Source organism: Nodosilinea sp. LEGE 07298 (assembly GCF_015207265.1).
Taxonomy (GTDB): Bacteria; Cyanobacteriota; Cyanobacteriia; order Phormidesmidales; family Phormidesmidaceae; genus Nodosilinea.
The window spans coordinates 1-15,617 of record NZ_JADEXE010000161.1; the positions used below are offsets into that span (position 1 = coordinate 1).

The 15,617-nt window shown below is 56.7% G+C and carries 16 protein-coding genes; 10 read left to right on the forward strand and 6 right to left on the reverse strand.

Annotation, left to right across the window (positions count from 1 at the left end; all coding sequences use genetic code 11):
* The first annotated feature begins 26 nt into the window (after nucleotides 1–26).
* Entirely contained in the window at nucleotides 27–647 is a 621-nt protein-coding gene (locus tag IQ273_RS20120) for a DUF1003 domain-containing protein (RefSeq protein WP_194024947.1), read from the forward strand.
* Between the two features lie 394 nt (nucleotides 648–1,041).
* Here the strand turns inward: IQ273_RS20120 and IQ273_RS20125 are convergent, their stop codons facing one another.
* Together IQ273_RS20125 and IQ273_RS20130 are read right to left on the reverse strand one after the other, a co-directional pair.
* The gene (locus IQ273_RS20125) at nucleotides 1,042–1,404 is read right to left on the reverse strand and encodes a PleD family two-component system response regulator (protein ID WP_194024948.1); all 363 of its coding nucleotides are present in this window, start codon (nucleotides 1,402–1,404) and stop codon (nucleotides 1,042–1,044) included.
* A gap of 220 nt (nucleotides 1,405–1,624) precedes the next feature.
* Entirely contained in the window at nucleotides 1,625–2,527 is a 903-nt protein-coding gene (locus tag IQ273_RS20130) for an ABC transporter permease (protein ID WP_194024949.1), read from the reverse strand.
* A 337-nt stretch (nucleotides 2,528–2,864) separates the two neighbouring features.
* Here IQ273_RS20130 and queG point away from each other — a divergent pair, with 337 nt between their 5' ends.
* Nucleotides 2,865–3,851: a tRNA epoxyqueuosine(34) reductase QueG gene (gene queG, locus IQ273_RS20135; protein WP_194024950.1), complete on the forward strand. Its 987-nt coding sequence runs from the start codon at nucleotides 2,865–2,867 to the stop codon at nucleotides 3,849–3,851.
* A 62-nt stretch (nucleotides 3,852–3,913) separates the two neighbouring features.
* A complete protein-coding gene (locus IQ273_RS20140) occupies nucleotides 3,914–4,798 on the forward strand; it encodes a tetratricopeptide repeat protein (protein WP_313898180.1) in 885 nt (294 codons plus the stop codon).
* Nucleotides 4,799–4,854: 56 nt separating this feature from the next.
* Here IQ273_RS20140 and ppk2 read toward each other — a convergent pair whose 3' ends face one another.
* The 3 genes from ppk2 to hisA all read right to left on the reverse strand — a co-directional run bounded on the left by ppk2 (nucleotide 4,855) and on the right by hisA (nucleotide 7,783).
* Nucleotides 4,855–5,796 carry a polyphosphate kinase 2 gene (gene ppk2 / locus IQ273_RS20145; RefSeq protein ID WP_194024951.1) on the reverse strand — a complete coding sequence of 314 codons (942 nt, stop codon included), beginning with the start codon at nucleotides 5,794–5,796 and terminating at the stop codon, nucleotides 4,855–4,857.
* A gap of 311 nt (nucleotides 5,797–6,107) precedes the next feature.
* Complete coding sequence (locus tag IQ273_RS20150) at nucleotides 6,108–6,905, reverse strand: hypothetical protein (RefSeq protein WP_194024952.1); 798 nt, start codon at nucleotides 6,903–6,905, stop codon at nucleotides 6,108–6,110.
* A 104-nt stretch (nucleotides 6,906–7,009) separates the two neighbouring features.
* Nucleotides 7,010–7,783 carry a 1-(5-phosphoribosyl)-5-[(5-phosphoribosylamino)methylideneamino]imidazole-4-carboxamide isomerase gene (hisA, locus tag IQ273_RS20155; RefSeq protein ID WP_194024953.1) on the reverse strand — a complete coding sequence of 258 codons (774 nt, stop codon included), beginning with the start codon at nucleotides 7,781–7,783 and terminating at the stop codon, nucleotides 7,010–7,012.
* Between the two features lie 432 nt (nucleotides 7,784–8,215).
* Between hisA and fabI the strand changes: the two genes are divergently transcribed.
* The 6 genes from fabI (at nucleotide 8,216) to cbiT (ending at nucleotide 13,850) form a co-directional block, all read left to right on the forward strand.
* Nucleotides 8,216–8,992 (forward strand): enoyl-ACP reductase FabI, encoded by a 777-nt coding sequence (gene fabI / locus IQ273_RS20160; RefSeq protein ID WP_194024954.1) that lies wholly within the window; start codon nucleotides 8,216–8,218, stop codon nucleotides 8,990–8,992.
* A 140-nt stretch (nucleotides 8,993–9,132) separates the two neighbouring features.
* Nucleotides 9,133–9,714, forward strand: coding sequence for a Uma2 family endonuclease (locus IQ273_RS20165; protein ID WP_194024955.1), 582 nt, complete (start codon nucleotides 9,133–9,135; stop codon nucleotides 9,712–9,714).
* A gap of 17 nt (nucleotides 9,715–9,731) precedes the next feature.
* A complete protein-coding gene (locus IQ273_RS20170; protein WP_228053454.1) occupies nucleotides 9,732–10,907 on the forward strand; it encodes a serine hydrolase in 1,176 nt (391 codons plus the stop codon).
* 315 nt (nucleotides 10,908–11,222) lie between these two features.
* Nucleotides 11,223–11,822 carry a type II CAAX prenyl endopeptidase Rce1 family protein gene (locus IQ273_RS20175; protein ID WP_194024956.1) on the forward strand — a complete coding sequence of 200 codons (600 nt, stop codon included), beginning with the start codon at nucleotides 11,223–11,225 and terminating at the stop codon, nucleotides 11,820–11,822.
* 194 nt (nucleotides 11,823–12,016) lie between these two features.
* On the forward strand, nucleotides 12,017–13,144 hold the full coding sequence (locus IQ273_RS20180; RefSeq protein ID WP_194024957.1) for a hypothetical protein: 1,128 nt from the start codon (nucleotides 12,017–12,019) through the stop codon (nucleotides 13,142–13,144).
* 106 nt (nucleotides 13,145–13,250) lie between these two features.
* Nucleotides 13,251–13,850: a precorrin-6Y C5,15-methyltransferase subunit CbiT gene (cbiT, locus tag IQ273_RS20185; protein ID WP_194024958.1), complete on the forward strand. Its 600-nt coding sequence runs from the start codon at nucleotides 13,251–13,253 to the stop codon at nucleotides 13,848–13,850.
* Between the two features lie 121 nt (nucleotides 13,851–13,971).
* Here cbiT and IQ273_RS20190 read toward each other — a convergent pair whose 3' ends face one another.
* A complete protein-coding gene (locus IQ273_RS20190) occupies nucleotides 13,972–14,328 on the reverse strand; it encodes a hypothetical protein (RefSeq protein WP_194024959.1) in 357 nt (118 codons plus the stop codon).
* A 229-nt stretch (nucleotides 14,329–14,557) separates the two neighbouring features.
* Here IQ273_RS20190 and IQ273_RS20195 point away from each other — a divergent pair, with 229 nt between their 5' ends.
* A complete protein-coding gene (locus IQ273_RS20195) occupies nucleotides 14,558–15,571 on the forward strand; it encodes a beta-fructosidase (RefSeq protein ID WP_194024960.1) in 1,014 nt (337 codons plus the stop codon).
* Nucleotides 15,572–15,617: the final 46 nt, after the last annotated feature.

Sequence of the window (15,617 nt, forward strand, 5' to 3'; positions counted from 1 at the left end):
CCAATCCCCTTGATAGAATACAGTTCATGACAAACCCTACCCCACCAACCTCATCTAAATCGTCTACCCATCAGTTCAAAGGGTGGTTTCACCGTTCTACCCGGCAGCGCATTTTAACTGCGCCCTTGCCCGACCCCATTGCTGAAAACATCAACGCGATTATCGCCATTCACCGCCAGGAGTCTGAGGATGTCGCTCCCCAGGAACGGCTGTTGGAGGTGGTGGCCTCGTGGTTTAGTCGGCCTACTTTTTTGTACCTGCTGCTGGGGGGGCTGGGGCTCTGGCTGGCGGGCGACTGGCTAAACCATCTGGGTCTGCTGCCAGTGGTGCTACCCACCTTTAGCTGGGCTGAGCAGGGGCTAGACGCAGCGGCGCTGCTGATTTCGACCGGGGTGCTGATTCGCCAAAACCGCCAGGAGAGCTTTGCCGAACAGCGCACCCAGCTGATGCTACAGCTCAGCCTGCTCTCTGAGAAAAAAATTGCCAAAATTATTGCGCTGCTGGAAGAACTGCGCGAAGACCTGCCCAATTTGGAGCAGCGCTACGATCCTGAAGCCGCCATCATGCAGCAGTCGGCCGACCCCCTGACCGTGCTGGAAGCGCTGAAAGAAACCCTGGAAACTGAAATGTCGGCGGAGAGCGAGTAGTACTTGACTAATAGACAGCGGCATAAGTGTGGCGACTATTGCCAATCGCGAGGGAGCAGGGGAGCTAGGGAGCCAAGCGAGCCGGAATAGTGGACTTATTTCAGCCTTCGAGGACTAGGCTTTGACTAGGCTAAGGGTGACAGGCTCGAATAGCTGGGGTTCACGGTTAATGGTTAACGGTATGGGGTCTATGGCTTGCCGTAAGGGACTCGCCAGAAACCAAGGTACCTGCTGATCGGACTTCGACTTTGCTCCGCCCTCGATTACTGAAGGTTGAGCGACGTCGAAACCTGGCTACCTGGTACATCGTTAACCCTACTGGTCGCCTTTGGCTTAGTAGACCACTGGCAAGGCTGATTTTTCAAGCCTTTAAGCCAAAATCGACGACATGCCTTTAGCGCAGCAGCTGCTTGACGGTGCTGATCATGTCTGCTGGGCGAAATGGCTTGGTAATGTAGGCATCGGCCCCCTGCTTCATGCCCCAGTAGCGATCAAACTCTTCGGCTTTGCTAGAGCAGATGATGACGGGAATGTTTTGGGTAGCGGCGGTGTTTTTAATCCAGCGGCAAAGCTCGTAGCCGTTCATATTGGGCATGACAATATCGAGCACTACCAGGTCTGGGGGGGTTGCCTGGATCATTTCCTGGGCTTCTGCGCCATCTTTAGCTTCTACCACCGTTAGGCCAGTTTTGAGCAGCAGCCCGGCGATCATTTCTCGAAGGGTTAAGCTGTCGTCGACAATTAGCACTGTACTCATTCTGATGCCTCACTGACGGTAAGTAGACCGTCCATTGCTCCGTAGCTATTATGGCCAATTTGAGCGGAGTCTAACACTTTTTCTAAACTATAATGCTGGCCCGATCGCTGGAGACGTAACAAACTCGTCGTGCTAAGCGCTGAAACGCTGGTTGGCTGGCGATCGCCACACCAATATCGCTGTCTTTGGCACAGCCACCTAACGTAGTGCTAGCTATGGGCTACCGTAGCGAAAATTTGCGTACCGCCAGCAAACTGCCGATGAGGCCCACCAGCGTGCCCAGCCCCAGCAGCGACGCTGGCAGCAGAATCAGCTGTTGAGGGGTCAGCGCTAGCCCCTGCACCACAAACTGAATGAAATCGGCCTGCTGGGTGGCTAGCTCGGTTAAAAAGCGCTGAACGGCAAACAGCAGCCCCCAGGCCACGGTTGCCCCCGCCAGGCCAAAGGCAGCCCCCTGCAAGATAAACGGCAGGTAAATCCAGATTCGAGTGGCCCCCACCAGCTGCATGACCTCAATTTCGCGGCGGCGAGCCAGCACAATCAGCCGAATGGTGGTGGTAATAACGGCGGTGGCGGTAAGCGTCAGTATGGTAATGACAAACAAACTCGCCCACTTGAGGCCATCGTTGAGCTGGGCCAGTCGGGTGACGGCCTCATCGATATAGCGCACTTCGTCGATGCCATCGAGGGCCTGAAGCTGAGACGCGATCGCCGGTACCGCCTCAGAATCTCTGGCCTTGACCTTTAGCTCATCGACCAGGGGGTTGCCCTTGAGTTGGTCGGTTGCCCCGGCAATATCCGACAGGCCCAAATCGGCGACTAGGTCGGCCCAGGCCGATTCTTTCGTGACTGGGGTGACCGTCACCACATCGGGAAAAGCTTCGACCACAGGCTTTAGGTCACTGGCCTGAAAGCCGCTTTGTAGGTAGGCCGACACCTCTAGCTGGCTGCCAAACTGGTTGAGCAGCCGCTCTAGCTGCCAGGTCGATTGCAGGCTAATGCCAAACAAAAATAGCAGGACGGTAATGGTGCTAATCGCCGCCCAATTCATCCAGCCGCCGCGCCGCAGCCCCAGCAGAGTTTCGCGCAGCAGGTAGTCAAACTTGGTCAACAGCTTAAACATAGACACCCTTGCCTGGGTAAGGTGAGCCGATAGTAGCAGATGTGGGGGTTAGCACCGTGCTCAACCGCTAATTATGGAGCGAGCCGGAGATCTAACGGCAGCATGGTACAAGCTATGCCTAGATGCGGGCTGTGTCAAGGGAAGTTCTTGATTCGCAACCTGCTTGAGTCTCCGTAGGCTAGCCTAGGACTGACATTAACCTGCGCGGGATCAAGGATGAAATCTTGTAGGATAGCCGCCTCGCTGTCCGCGGTCAGGCGGGATGCCTAACCGACAAGAGGCCGGATGTGATTGAATCTACGGTCAGGTCGATTAGCAGGATCAAGAAGCGTTACCCATGGCAGAATCCGCTGGTTCCCCCGATCGCCAGGCTGTGCCCGATCGCCAGGCCGTGCTTGATTACGCCCTTGGGCTGGGGTTTGATTTAGTCGGCATTGTGGCCCTAGACAAGCACCCCAGCGACCTAGAAACAGCGGCGGTGGGGCACCTGCAAACCTGGCTGGCCCAGGGCTACCAGGCCGATATGGACTGGATGAGCAACCCCAAGCGCCAGGATGTTCGTCAGGTGCTGCCGGGGGCGCGATCGCTGATTTGCGTTGCCCTGAACTACTACACCCCCCACCATCATTCCGAGGACTCCAGCCACGGCAAAATTTCGCGCTACGCCTGGGGCCGCGACTACCACCGCATTTTGCAAAAGCGGCTCAAGCCCCTGGCTGAGTGGATCACCGCTACGGGTCACGGTGCTCGCTACTATGCAGACACCGGCCCCGTGCAAGACAAGGCCTGGGCGCAGCAGGCTGGGCTGGGCTGGGTGGCTAAAAATGGCAACGTCATTACCCGCCAGTATGGGTCTTGGGTATTTTTGGGCGAGCTGGTCACTACTCTGGCTCTGACCCCCGATACGCCCCACACCGCCCACTGCGGCACCTGTACCCGCTGTCTGGAGGCCTGCCCTACCGGGGCCATTACCCAGCCCTACGTGGTCGATGCCAACCGCTGCATCGCCTACCACACCATTGAGAATCGGGCCGAAACTCTGCCGGATGCGATCGCCCCTCACTTGAATAACTGGGTGGCGGGCTGCGACATCTGTCAGGATGTCTGCCCCTGGAATCAGCGCTTTGCCCAGCCCACGACTGTCGACGACTTTCAGCCTTACCCTGAGAACCTGGCCCCAAAACTAACCGATTTAGCTACCCTGTCAGAAGCCGAGTGGGACCATCGGTTTCGGGCTTCGGCCCTGCGGCGCATTAAACCGGCCATGTGGCGGCGCAATGCCCAGACGGCCCAAACGTCAGCCCAGCAGAATCGCCCCTGCTGATTTTCACCGCCCACAACCGACGTACACTCTATATATTTGCTAACCAACCTACGAAATTTGCTGTGCTAAAACGCCTCTCTCTGCTGTCGCTGCTGACCATTTGCGGACTGCTGGGTACTACTCTACCCGCCCGTGCCCAGGCGCTCACCCCTTACGTGCTGCCCCTCGACTACGACCTGATGACCGAGCAGGGACTGTTTTTGGCCAATGAAGCCCAGCAGCTGGCTGAGTTTCAGCAGTTTGGGCGGGCCTTGGCCCTGGCTCAGCTGGCGGCCCAGCTCGCCCCCAACGACGGCCAGGTGCTGGCTTTGCTGGGCGGTCTCTACCTGCAAAGTAATGAGGTTGATAAGGCGCTGCCCCTGCTCGATCGCGCCCAGAGTCTGCTGCCCGAAAACCCGCGAGTGTTGTTTGCCTTGGGCTCGGCCTACCTACAGCAAGATGACCCCCAGCGGGCCGCTAGCTACTTAGAGCAGGGGCTAGCGCTAGAACCCGACAACCCCAGCGCCCTGTTTGACTTGGGCAATGCCTACTTCAAGCTCGACCAGTATCCCCAGGCGATCGCGACCTTTGAGCAATCGGTGGCGGCAGAGCCTGAGTTTTGGCCCTCGGTCAACAACATTGGTCTGGTGCTCTACGAGCAGGGCGATGCGCGAAAGGCGGTGGAATACTGGCAGTCTAGCCTGGAGCTAGCCGCCAATGAGCCAGAGCCCAAGCTGGCGATCGCCGTTGCTCTGCACGCCCAAGAAAACTGCGGTGTGCCCGTGATCAGAGCCGCCAACGCCGCCTGTCAGGAAGCCGTGCGCCTGGGTACCGAAGCCCTGGAGCAAGACAGCCGCTATGCCGACATCGAGTTTCTGCGCACCAACCTCTGGGGCGACAAGCTGATCGACTCTACCAACGCTTTCTTTAATCTGCCCGATATCAAGACCCTGCTGAGCGAGCTGTAGCCGAGCTTCGGCTGCGCTCAGCTAACGGCGGCTGAGCTAAGTCGAAGCCCCACCCATCAGTAGCGTCGCGGTACAAAAAACTGCTCGTTAATGGGCGATCGCACGTAGTTGAGCGGGGCACTTTTTCGCGGCGACAGCTCTAGCGGGTCGGGGGTCATATCGACATAGTCGATCTTGCTGAGCAGGTGGCTAATGCAGTTGAGCCGCGCCCGTTTTTTGTCGTCCGCTTCGACCGTAAACCAGGGCGCTTCAGGAATGTTGGTGTGGGTGAACATGGTGTCTTTGGCTTGAGAATACTCGGCCCAGCGATCGCGCGATTCTAGATCCATTGGGCTCAGCTTCCAGCGGCGAGCGGGGTCGGTAAGGCGCGACTGAAACCGTCGCTCCTGCTCTTCATCACTCACCGAAAACCAGTACTTCAGCAGAATGATCCCAGAACGCACCAGCATGCGCTCAAACTGAGGACAGGTCTGCATAAATTCGTCGTACTGGGCGTCGGTGCAAAACCCCATTACGTGCTCGACCCCAGCTCGGTTGTACCAGCTGCGGTCAAAGCAGACGATTTCGCCAGCGGCGGGCAGGTGCGCTACATAGCGCTGAAAGTACCACTCGGTTTTTTCGCGATCGCTGGGCGTACCCAGGGCCACCACCCGACAGCCGCGAGGGTTTAGCGGCTCGGTAATGCGCTTAATGGTGCCGCCCTTGCCCGCTGCGTCGCGCCCCTCAAATAAAATCACCAGCCGGGTGCCAGTGTGCTTGACCCAGTACTGCATTTTGACTAGCTCCACCTGCAGGCGGGCCAGCTCTTTTTCGTAGAATTTACTGGTCAGTTTCGAGCTGCCTTCTGCCTCAGACAGGTAATGAAAAACAGGTGGCTCCGAAGCCGTAGCACGCTCTTTTTTGGGCTTCTTCTTTTTAGATTTCTTCTTGCCTTGCTTTGGATCAAGGTCTAAGGAATGCTTAGCCGCAGGATCAGCTTTACCGTTACGTTTGCTCATGGTTACCATCCTGAATTTGACGCTGCTGCACAGGCCATTGAAGCAGGGTTAGAGAATAGCACTCTACCAAACGAGCCGCTGTTAGCTAACGACAGTTTGTATAGCTGTGGCCAGTCTGGTTAAGACAGGTCTCCTATGAACGTTCAAACGTTTGAACGTTCATAGGGTTTCTGGATGTCCTAACCAACGTGATTATGGCTATAAGTGCCCCTGGCCCTACGCTGGCTGAGCGGAGTCGAAGCCAGCGTAGGGCCAGAGTCTACGGGGCTGGGACTGCGATCGGCTGGGGATAATCGCCCTGCTTATTCAATTTAGGGCAGGCGTATGGCTACGGTATAGGACGGTCGCTGCGATTTTTCGCGCTGGGTTTTGACCAGGCGAAAATCTTGATCAATATATAGATTATCTAGCTGAGGTCTAGCCTTAGAGATTTGCTGGTACTGCTTGGCGGTAACCCGGTTGGTGCTCTGGCTGGGTATTGAAGTTTGTAGCTGAGATTCAGGCTGCTTTTGATAGTTGTCTACCGCTTGCTCAAACCAGGCTTGAGCAGTTTCAGCACTGAAAGAACGAGAGCCAACGCGCAAAACCTGCTTGATGCAGACATTTTGAATTTCCCAGGATTGATTACCTGATTGCCCTGGTGCTAAGGGTTGATCGGGTTCGGCTGAGGCTTGAGATTGAACAGCATAGCTCTGCATAACCATTAAATCGTAGCTGAGCAGCCAGCGCGAGATCCAACTCAAGATTGGGGCTTTGCGACCCGGTTTGTATCGAGCTAGGTTGGCATAAAAACCGTTATCACTAAAGACTTGATAAGACTCGTGGTGTACTCGCCCTGGCAAGATGTCTTGAAAGGGATTAGTAGACCAAACAGAACTCCAAACCCCTTTTAATAGCGGAATTTGTTGATGCAAATCAGGGGTCGGATTGCGCTTTTCTAACTCGTTGAAGAGGGGCATGAGAGTCTGGTTCGCAAACCGGACTTTTTTAGCCATTGGCTCTGCCTCTCGCTCTTCTACGTGCTTGATCAGGCTGGTTTTTAGCGTAGCGGTGCTGGCCTCGGCCAAGGCGGCGGGCTCAAAGGGGGCATCTAGTACAACAGAGTCCATATCCAACTCGGTTTCTAAACAGTGAGCTTTAAAGGATAGCGATCGCCTCTCAAAGCCGGGCCTTGACCATCGTCATTTAGGGCCAGTTCTTGCCCCGCGTATTGTTAAGCAAAAGCCGAGCCACCCAGCGACGGGGGCACATCCTGCCAGCGTCCGTTGCCCACTGCCCGCACCGCCTCTTTAAGACTGACATCGCCCGTGTAGAGGGCGCGGCCTACAATCACACCTTCAACGCCCTGGGCTTCTAGCGCCAGCAGGCTGAGCAGATCGCGCAGGGCACCGACTCCGCCGGAGGCAATCACCGGAATCGACACGGCTTCGGCCATGGCTCGCATAGTGGGAATATTTGGCCCTTGAAGGGTGCCGTCGCGCTGAATGTCGGTGTAGATAATCGCCGCTGCCCCCCGCTCTTCCATCTGCTGAGCCAGGGCGATCGCCTCGACTTCAGAGGTTTCGAGCCAGCCCCGCGTCGCCACCTTGCCGTCGCGGGCGTCGATGCCCACAATGATCTGGCCGGGAAATTCGCCAGCTAGATCGCTGACTAGCTCGGGGTGCTCGATCGCAGCCGTACCCAGAATGGCGTAGCGCACACCGATGGCAAAAAGATCGGTAACTCGGGCGCGATCGCGCAGCCCACCCCCCACTTCTATTGGTACATCTACCGCCTCTACAATCGCCGCGATCGCCTGCCAATTCTCTGGTTTGCCCGACTTTGCCCCGTCGAGATCGACTAGGTGCAGTCGCGTCGCGCCCTGGTCCACCCACTGCCGCGCCACCTCCACCGGGTTGTCGTTAAACACCTCGGTTTGGGCGTAGTCACCCTGGTAAAGCCGCACACAACGACCGTCGATCAAATCAATAGCGGGAATAACTTCCATTAGTAGCAGTTAAGTTCGACTACAGGTTTGCAAAAACGCTTTCTCAGGAGAATAGAGAATTCTGGCAACGAAAATCCTTGGGGATGAGGCTCTGAAACCACAGAGTCTAAGGCACCTACCAGCTCAATTGGCAGAACAGGAGTTTAAACCGATGAATGGCTAGTCCTTTTCGTGAGGTGAAGGGCGACGGAACGCCCTTCTCGAAGGGGAACTGGGGCCAGCGAAATGGCCCAGCGGTAGATCTGGCTTTCCTTATACCAAACTCCGCTACCCATGAGACCTATGCCTTACAAGGCAACTTCTTTCCCGAAACTTCCGTTACTGTCCTTACATACTGACACAGCAACGGTATCCCGATATCCCCTATTCACCGGGCGCACATTCCCGTAAACTCCTAAATGCGAATCACCACCGCCCAAACGTAACGACATCATGCTAGACCTGACCGGTAAAAACGCCCTGGTAACGGGCATTGCCAACAATAAATCCATCGCCTGGGGCATTGCTCAGCAGCTCCACGCCGCCGGGGCCAACCTGGGTATCACCTACCTGCCCGACGAAAAAGGCAAGATGGAAGGCAAGGTCAAAGACCTGGTTGCCCCCCTCAACCCCAGTCTGTTCTTGCCCTGTAATGTGCAGGACGAAACCCAGGTCGAGCAAGTCTTCAGCACCATTGGCGAGCAGTGGGGCAAGCTCGACATTTTGATTCACTGCCTGGCCTTTGCCAAGCGAGACGATCTCACGGGTGACTTCAGCGCCACCTCAAAAGAAGGGTTCCAGCTCGCCCTCGACGTCAGCGCCTACTCGCTGATTACCCTGGCGCGCGGGGCCAAGCCGCTGATGACCGAGGGCGGCAGCATTGTTACCCTCACTTACCTGGGCGGCGTGCGGGTGGTGCCCAACTACAACGTCATGGGGATCGCCAAATCGGCGCTAGAGATGAACGTGCGCTACCTGGCCGCAGAACTTGGCCCCAACAACATTCGCGTCAACGGCATTTCCGCTGGCCCCATTCGCACCCTGGCCTCGTCGGCGGTGGGCGGCATTCTCGATATGATTCACCACGTTGAAGACGTTGCGCCCCTGCGCCGCACCGTGACCCAAACCGAAGTGGGCAACACGGCGGCGTTTCTGTGCAGTGACCTCTCGACGGGTATGACCGGGCAGATTCTCTACGTTGATTCTGGCTACTGCATCATGGGCATGTAGACGTCACGATCATCCTGAGCGGTGCATTGCGGCTGGGGGATGGAGATTGCTGCTCCATGAAGTCTAGTAGCCGCGAATGTACCCTACGAGTGGCTGGGCGTCGCTAGAATTGTAGGGTGACCTGGTGCTGTAGCGATTCCATGACTACAACGTCCATTCTGCTGACCTTTGAGGATTATCTGGCCCAGACTGACGGGCTGGAGGGTCGCTATGAGCTGGTCAATGGAGCGCTGGTGGAAATGCCGCCCGAATCGCCGGAAAACCTTGACATTGCCAAGGGGCTGATGTTTGCCCTGGCCCGCTACGTCGCTGTTTCCCTGATTGCCTACAACACTGAAATTGAGGTTTCTGGGGGGCGGGCGACCTGTCGCCTACCCGATTTACTTGTTCATACCGACGATTCTAAGGCTGCGCTTCAGGGCACTACTCGCGCCACGATTACCCGTGACATACCGCCGCCTGCCTTGGTTGTCGAAGTTGTATCACCGGGTGAGAAAAATCGCACCCGTGACTATCGCTATAAGCACACCGAATATGCCGCTCGACGCATTCCTGAATATTGGATTGTTGACCCTGGGCAGCGGCAGGTGACGGTTTGCCAGTGGGTTGAGGGACGCTACGAAAATGAGGTATTTGCGGGAACTCAGGTTTTAAGGTCTGGCGTTATTGCTAACCTAACCCTAACTGCGAATCAGGTGCTTATCCTGGAACAGCAGGGATAGCGATCGCACAAACGACCATGACAAAATCCTTCCTAGGATCCAAACTGTGGACGGTGGTGGGGCTGATTGCCGTGGGTGGGCTGCTGCGGGTGGCAGTCGATTGGCGACTGCTGGGGCGATCGCTATCCTACCCCGATCGCCCCATCACCTCGCCCGACTGGTACCAACCCCAGCAGAAGGTTACTGGCGTCGGTCCTCAGTCTCCACCGCTAGCGAAGGCTGAGACAACCGAAATTCCCCCGGCCTCTCTGCAAACGGCGCTGGAGTTTGCAGAGGCGCAAAACTCCGTGGCGCTGCTGGTTATGCATCGCGATCGCCTGGTGCTAGAGCAGTACTGGCAAGGCCACCAGGCTGCCGATCTGGTCAACTCCATGTCGATGGTGAAAACCCTGCTGGCGCTGCTGATCGGCGTTGCGATCGACGAAGGGCACCTCACGTCTATTCAAGAGCCTGTGAGCACCTACCTGCCCGAATGGGCCAACGACCCCAGGAGCGACATCACCATTGCCGACCTGCTCTACATGCAGTCGGGCCTGCGCAACGACGATCGCACCGACACCCTGCGCTCTGACCTGGTGAAGCTCTACGGCGGCTCCGATACCCAAAAGCTGGCCCTGGGTATTCCCCTGGAGGGCAAGCCTGGCGAGGCCTTCGACTACAACAACGTCAACTCGCAACTGCTCAGCCTAGTGCTAGAGCGGGCCACGGGAGAATCCTTTGGCGACTACCTGAGCTACCGTCTGTGGCAACCCTTAGGTGCAGGCGACGGCTTTCTCTGGCTCGATCGCCCCGGTGGTCATGCCAAGCCCTTTTGCTGCTTTTTTGCCACCGCCTCAGACTGGGTGAGGCTGGGGCAAATGCTGCTGCACGGCGGCCAGGTCGACAATACCCAGGTGATTCCCTCGGAGTGGATCGATCAAATGCGCCAAGAGTCGCCGCTGGAGCCGACCTTTGGCCTGCACGTCTGGCTCAAGGCGCGCACCAATGCCTACCCTCAGGTGAACTACGCTTCGTCGGCCCCCTTTGCGGCTGCCGATACGTTTTATTTAGATGGTCGCCACCACCAGCGCGTCTATATCATCCCCTCTGAGGAGTTGGTGATTGTGCGCATTGGTGAAGACCCCCCGGCCTGGAACGATGCGGTGATCGTAAATGCGATCGTTGAGGGGCTGCGCGAACGACAGGGGAATTAGAGACCCGATTTCTTTTGAGGCTGAGTGACAGCTTGGGCGTCGCCCCAAGAAATACAAAGCTTTGGTTTTCCTTAAGGCTTACTTTCCGGAGGGGCAAATGTGGTTTACTAGCGGTCTTCATTACCCTGTGTATGTTGCCGATGCTACCCTCTCCTGGTTCAGACTTGCCGTTGTCTCTCCGCACCCAACGCTTGCTGCAGCGGATCGCTTTAACCGCAGCTATAGCCTGTTTTTTGGGGTTGCTGGCGACGACCACAGGGGGTGCAGCCCCAATGCCGATAGAATTTCCTTTGCCCTAGTCTCAAAAGGCTTGAAATGCTGCTCGACGCTGTTCCGGTCGTAGACCTGATTGCCCAGCGTTTGCTGGCAGCCTTTGATACCGGGCTGACCTGGCCTATGGGGCTGCTGGGGCTGGGAGCGCTGGCCCTGTATGGCCTGCTGGCGCTTCCCTTTGGCTTGAAGAGCAAATTTTTGGTGCGACAAAATGCTGTTGCTAGCCCGCTGAGCCTGGGGCTAGATGCACTGCGCCGCTTGATTGCGCCTGCTCTGGTTGAAGAAACCGTTTTTCGGGTTATGCTGCTGCCCCACCCGATGGCAGGGCTGCCCAGCGATCGCTGGCTGCTGTGGGGCAGCGTCAGCCTGGTGGCGTTTGTTGTATATCATGTAGTGCTCGATAAAACCCTGTACAAAGGGGCCGAAGCTGGTCTCTCTGATCCCCGTTTCTTGCTGCTGGCGGGCTGGTTGGGGCTAGTGCTGATCGGCGCGTACTGGATCACCGGTTCGCTCTGGCTGGTGACGTTGATGCACTGGGTGGTGGTGCTGGTATGGATTTATGGCTTTGGGGGATGGGTGCGGCTGGGTGGTGCGGCTGCGTTTACCCGGCAGAGCCGCAAGCTAGCTGAAACTGAACGGTAGCAACGGCTATGGTGGCCAGTCCTGGGGCATTGCCGATGATGCGCCTGGCGATCGCGCAAAAGTTTCCTGGGCACTCCTAAATTCCTGTGGCAGAATACCGAGCGGAGCATTGCAGACCAACGGGTGGCTCAACGCCGCCCGCGACAGCTGATTTGTCGCTGATGTTTATCTAAAGGAAAGCAAGGGTGTTCCCTATGTCTTTTACCGATTTGTCGCCCAACCAAGATTTTTTCAACGAAGAAGACGCCATCGTTGAATTTAATCCAGATGGGGCCTTTTTGAGCAGCAGCAGCGTGCTGAGCCTGCTGGCGGCTTTTGACCCCGGCTTTGCCGACCTGGTGGCTGACTTTGCCAACGATTTACCCAATGCGACCGGACAGGTGACCGTTGCCGATGGCCTGTTTGATGCCAACCTGCGGCTAGCCGACGGCACGGCGTTGACCGGCAGCTTCAATGCCCCGGCCACCCTGCGAACCTACGCCGATCTGGCTGCCGTATCTGACGCTACCGTAACCCTGTCGAGGGGTATTTTGACGGCTGCGATCGCCGCTGATGGCCAAACGACAGCACTGCCAGGGTTTGATCTGTCTGCCGCCACCAGCGCCCTGGTGCTCGATGCCGTCAATGCGATCGATGCCACGGTGCCTTTGTCTAATGGGGCTTTTGCCCTCGATCTGGCCACGGCCCTCGGCCCGATTAGCGGCACTATCGACATAGCTGGAGGTGACCTCAACCTCGATTTGGTTACTCCCTTTGGTCAACTTGTCGCCGACGTTGAGTTTCAGGACGACGCGATTTTCCCCTTTACGGCCCCGGTGCCTGTTCTAGGCGATATCAATGGCGCGGTCGATTTCAACAGCGGCAACATCGTGGCCTCTTTAGGGCCTTTTGGCAATTTAGCTGTGCCCATCTCGGCGCTGAGCGGGTCGTTGACGCTGGCCGACGGGCTAGCCAACCTAGATGCCACCTTGCCCATTGGGGCGGGCCTCAGTTTGCCAGTGGCCACCGACATCGAAATTGGCCCCTTGGCCAGCGAATATATCGCCGAGTTTGTGCAAGACCTGGAGGGTCCTGGCACCCTTGCCAACGGCATTCTCGATGCCACCATCGCCAGCCCCCTCGGGCTATTTGACACCACCTTTGATGTGGTGGCCTTTACTAACCAGGGGGCCGACTTTTTCGCTGGCATCGATGGCGTTGTTGATATTGGCGGCGGCATCGCCACCGCGTTGCTGACCACGCCCCTAGGTGATATCAGCGACAATTTTGATCTGGCGACGGTGGCCCCTGCGCTAGAAACCCCTGTTGCTGAGCTGATCTAAATCACACTCAGCCACTCACAGCTTAACAAGGGGAGAGCGATCGCCCTCCCCTTGCTAAGGCGGGCGTCCACCCTAGAATAGAGCCAGCGCTATACCTGGCATTTCTATGGCGAAACTCTGGCCCTACGCCACTCCCGGCATTCCCGATCACCTGTTTGAGCAACTGCCCGGCATACCGCTCAGCAGTCGGGAGGTGCGGCTGCTGCTGCTAGGCTACCTGCGGCTCAAGCCCAAAGACGTGCTGTGGGATATTGGCGCAGGCACCGGCACCCTGGCAATTGAGGCGGCGCTGATGATCCCGGCGGGTAAGGTGGTGGCAGTCGAGCGCGATGGCGATGTGGCCGATTTGATTCGGCGCAACTGCGATCGCTTTGGCCTGGCCAACGTGCAGGTCATTCAGGGCAGCGCCCCCGACTGTCTGGGCGAGCTACCCCACCACCCCGACTGCATTTTTGTCGAAGGGGGGCGCAACCTCAAAGAGATTTTGCTTGCTGCCTGGGACTATTTGCCCTCGCTGGGGCGGGTGGTGGTGACGGCGGGCAACCTCGAAACCCTCTACGTGGTGTCTGAGACCTTTGCCCACCTGCGGGTGCGCAACATCGAAGCGGCCCAGCCTGCCGTCAACCGGCTAGAGACTAAGGGCAACTACCAGGTGTTTGCGGCGGTAGACCCGATCTTCATTCTCAGCGGCGAAAAGTACGAGTAGTGAAGGCTTGCTACTGAAGAGATGGGCTAAATTATGCCGATGATGAAGTGGCGATCGGCGTAGGTTTGATGGCTGCGATTGGCCAAGATTGAGGGGCGATCGCATCTACGTTTACCAACCGCTAGGCTTCTAACACCCGCTGAATTCGGCGCTCTAGCTGGTCGAGATCCAGACCCCCTTCGTCGCGGCTAATGCGGCGCACCGTCGAGTTGACCTTGGTCAAATCCTGGAGCAGGTCAGTCAAAATTTCCTGCTGCTGCCGCGACTGAATCACTTCATGCGGTTCTTGCACCAAATCGCGCACAATCGTATCTTCGGCCCGAGAGGCCACCACTGGGTCGGGTTGCCCTTCTAAATACACAAACGTCCGCCGTCCCGGACCACGATCGTCCTCGACCGGCTGCAGCGATGTCACCTGATCCGATCGCACATACTTACCAAAGCCCAGGTGTACCAACACCGATGATTGAATTTTCATGCTGCTGATTGCGTCTACTATCTTTATATCTCTATGATAAATACCTGGGAGAATCGCTAGAAACAAAGCCAGGAGAGGATTCTACGGTATTTAAGGTAGGGGTTTACGCGGCGGTTTCAGCGGTGGCAGGCTGGCCCCAAATGCTGAGGCAGCAGGTAAAAAACACAGCGATCGCTCAACCAGAACCGTTCTAAACTCAAGGCAAGTCGTCCATAGCTCTAAAACTAGAATGCCTCCCTCAATGCAGCATCCCAGTCGCCACGTGTGGGATTTTTGGTACCACTTTGATGCTGAAGCCAAGCTCTTCCACATTTTCTATCTAAATGCTGACCGAGCATTAGTTTCCTCAGGCAAACATCATTTTGCCTCTACCGTAGGTCATGCGACCACCCCTGATTTTGACAGCATAGATTGGGGCGACGAAGATAGCTTTAATATCCTAAAACCATCCCCAGGCCACTGGGCAAATACCTCAATCTGGAGTGGTGATGTCATTAAGGTCAAGAACGGCTATCTGATGTTCTATACCTCCCGCGATCGCAACCAAGATGATGGCCTGACGCAGAGTATCGGCGTGGCCTACACCGACAATTTGTGGTCGACCCAGTGGCAGGTTCTAGACACACAAATTAATCCCAGTGCTGCCTACCAAACCAAGAGCTTGGACGGCGATTTGACGTTTCACGCCTGGCGCGATCCGTTTTTGTTTCGGCGGCAGGATGGCTGCATCGATATGCTGGTTGCCGCCAAAACCTCAGCTGGTGCTGTGGGCTGTAATGGCGCGATCGCCCTCTTGACCCTTGCCACTGCCGACTTTCCGGCGGCTATACGGGGAGAACGCGAGTGGAACTACCTGGCCCCTATCGCTCAGCCCTGCTGCTATGCCGAAATGGAGGTGCCACAGCTGTATAAAAATTCTCGGGGTAGCTACGAGCTAGTATTTTCTACCTGGGCAAAATATGACTTTGCACCTGCCACGGCGGGTCAGGGTGGGTTCCAGAGTTTAACCCTGCCAACCTCTGGCGGCACTAGCGAAGAGACCATCAGTTTCTCTCCATCTAGCCAAGATTTTCAAGTTCTAATACCCGAAAGCAAAGGGCTTTACGCCTGCCGCATAGTTCCTGAATTAGACGGCGAAATCATTGGCTTCGATAGTCAAGCGGGAGGCATCCGCCGCAGCGGCATCAAAACCAAGTTTGAAGCGATGAATCGAGACTTTTCTGACTTGATAGTCGTGATCTAGCGATCGTGATTTTGGGCGTCGCTGAATGACGGCTACATCCCTCATC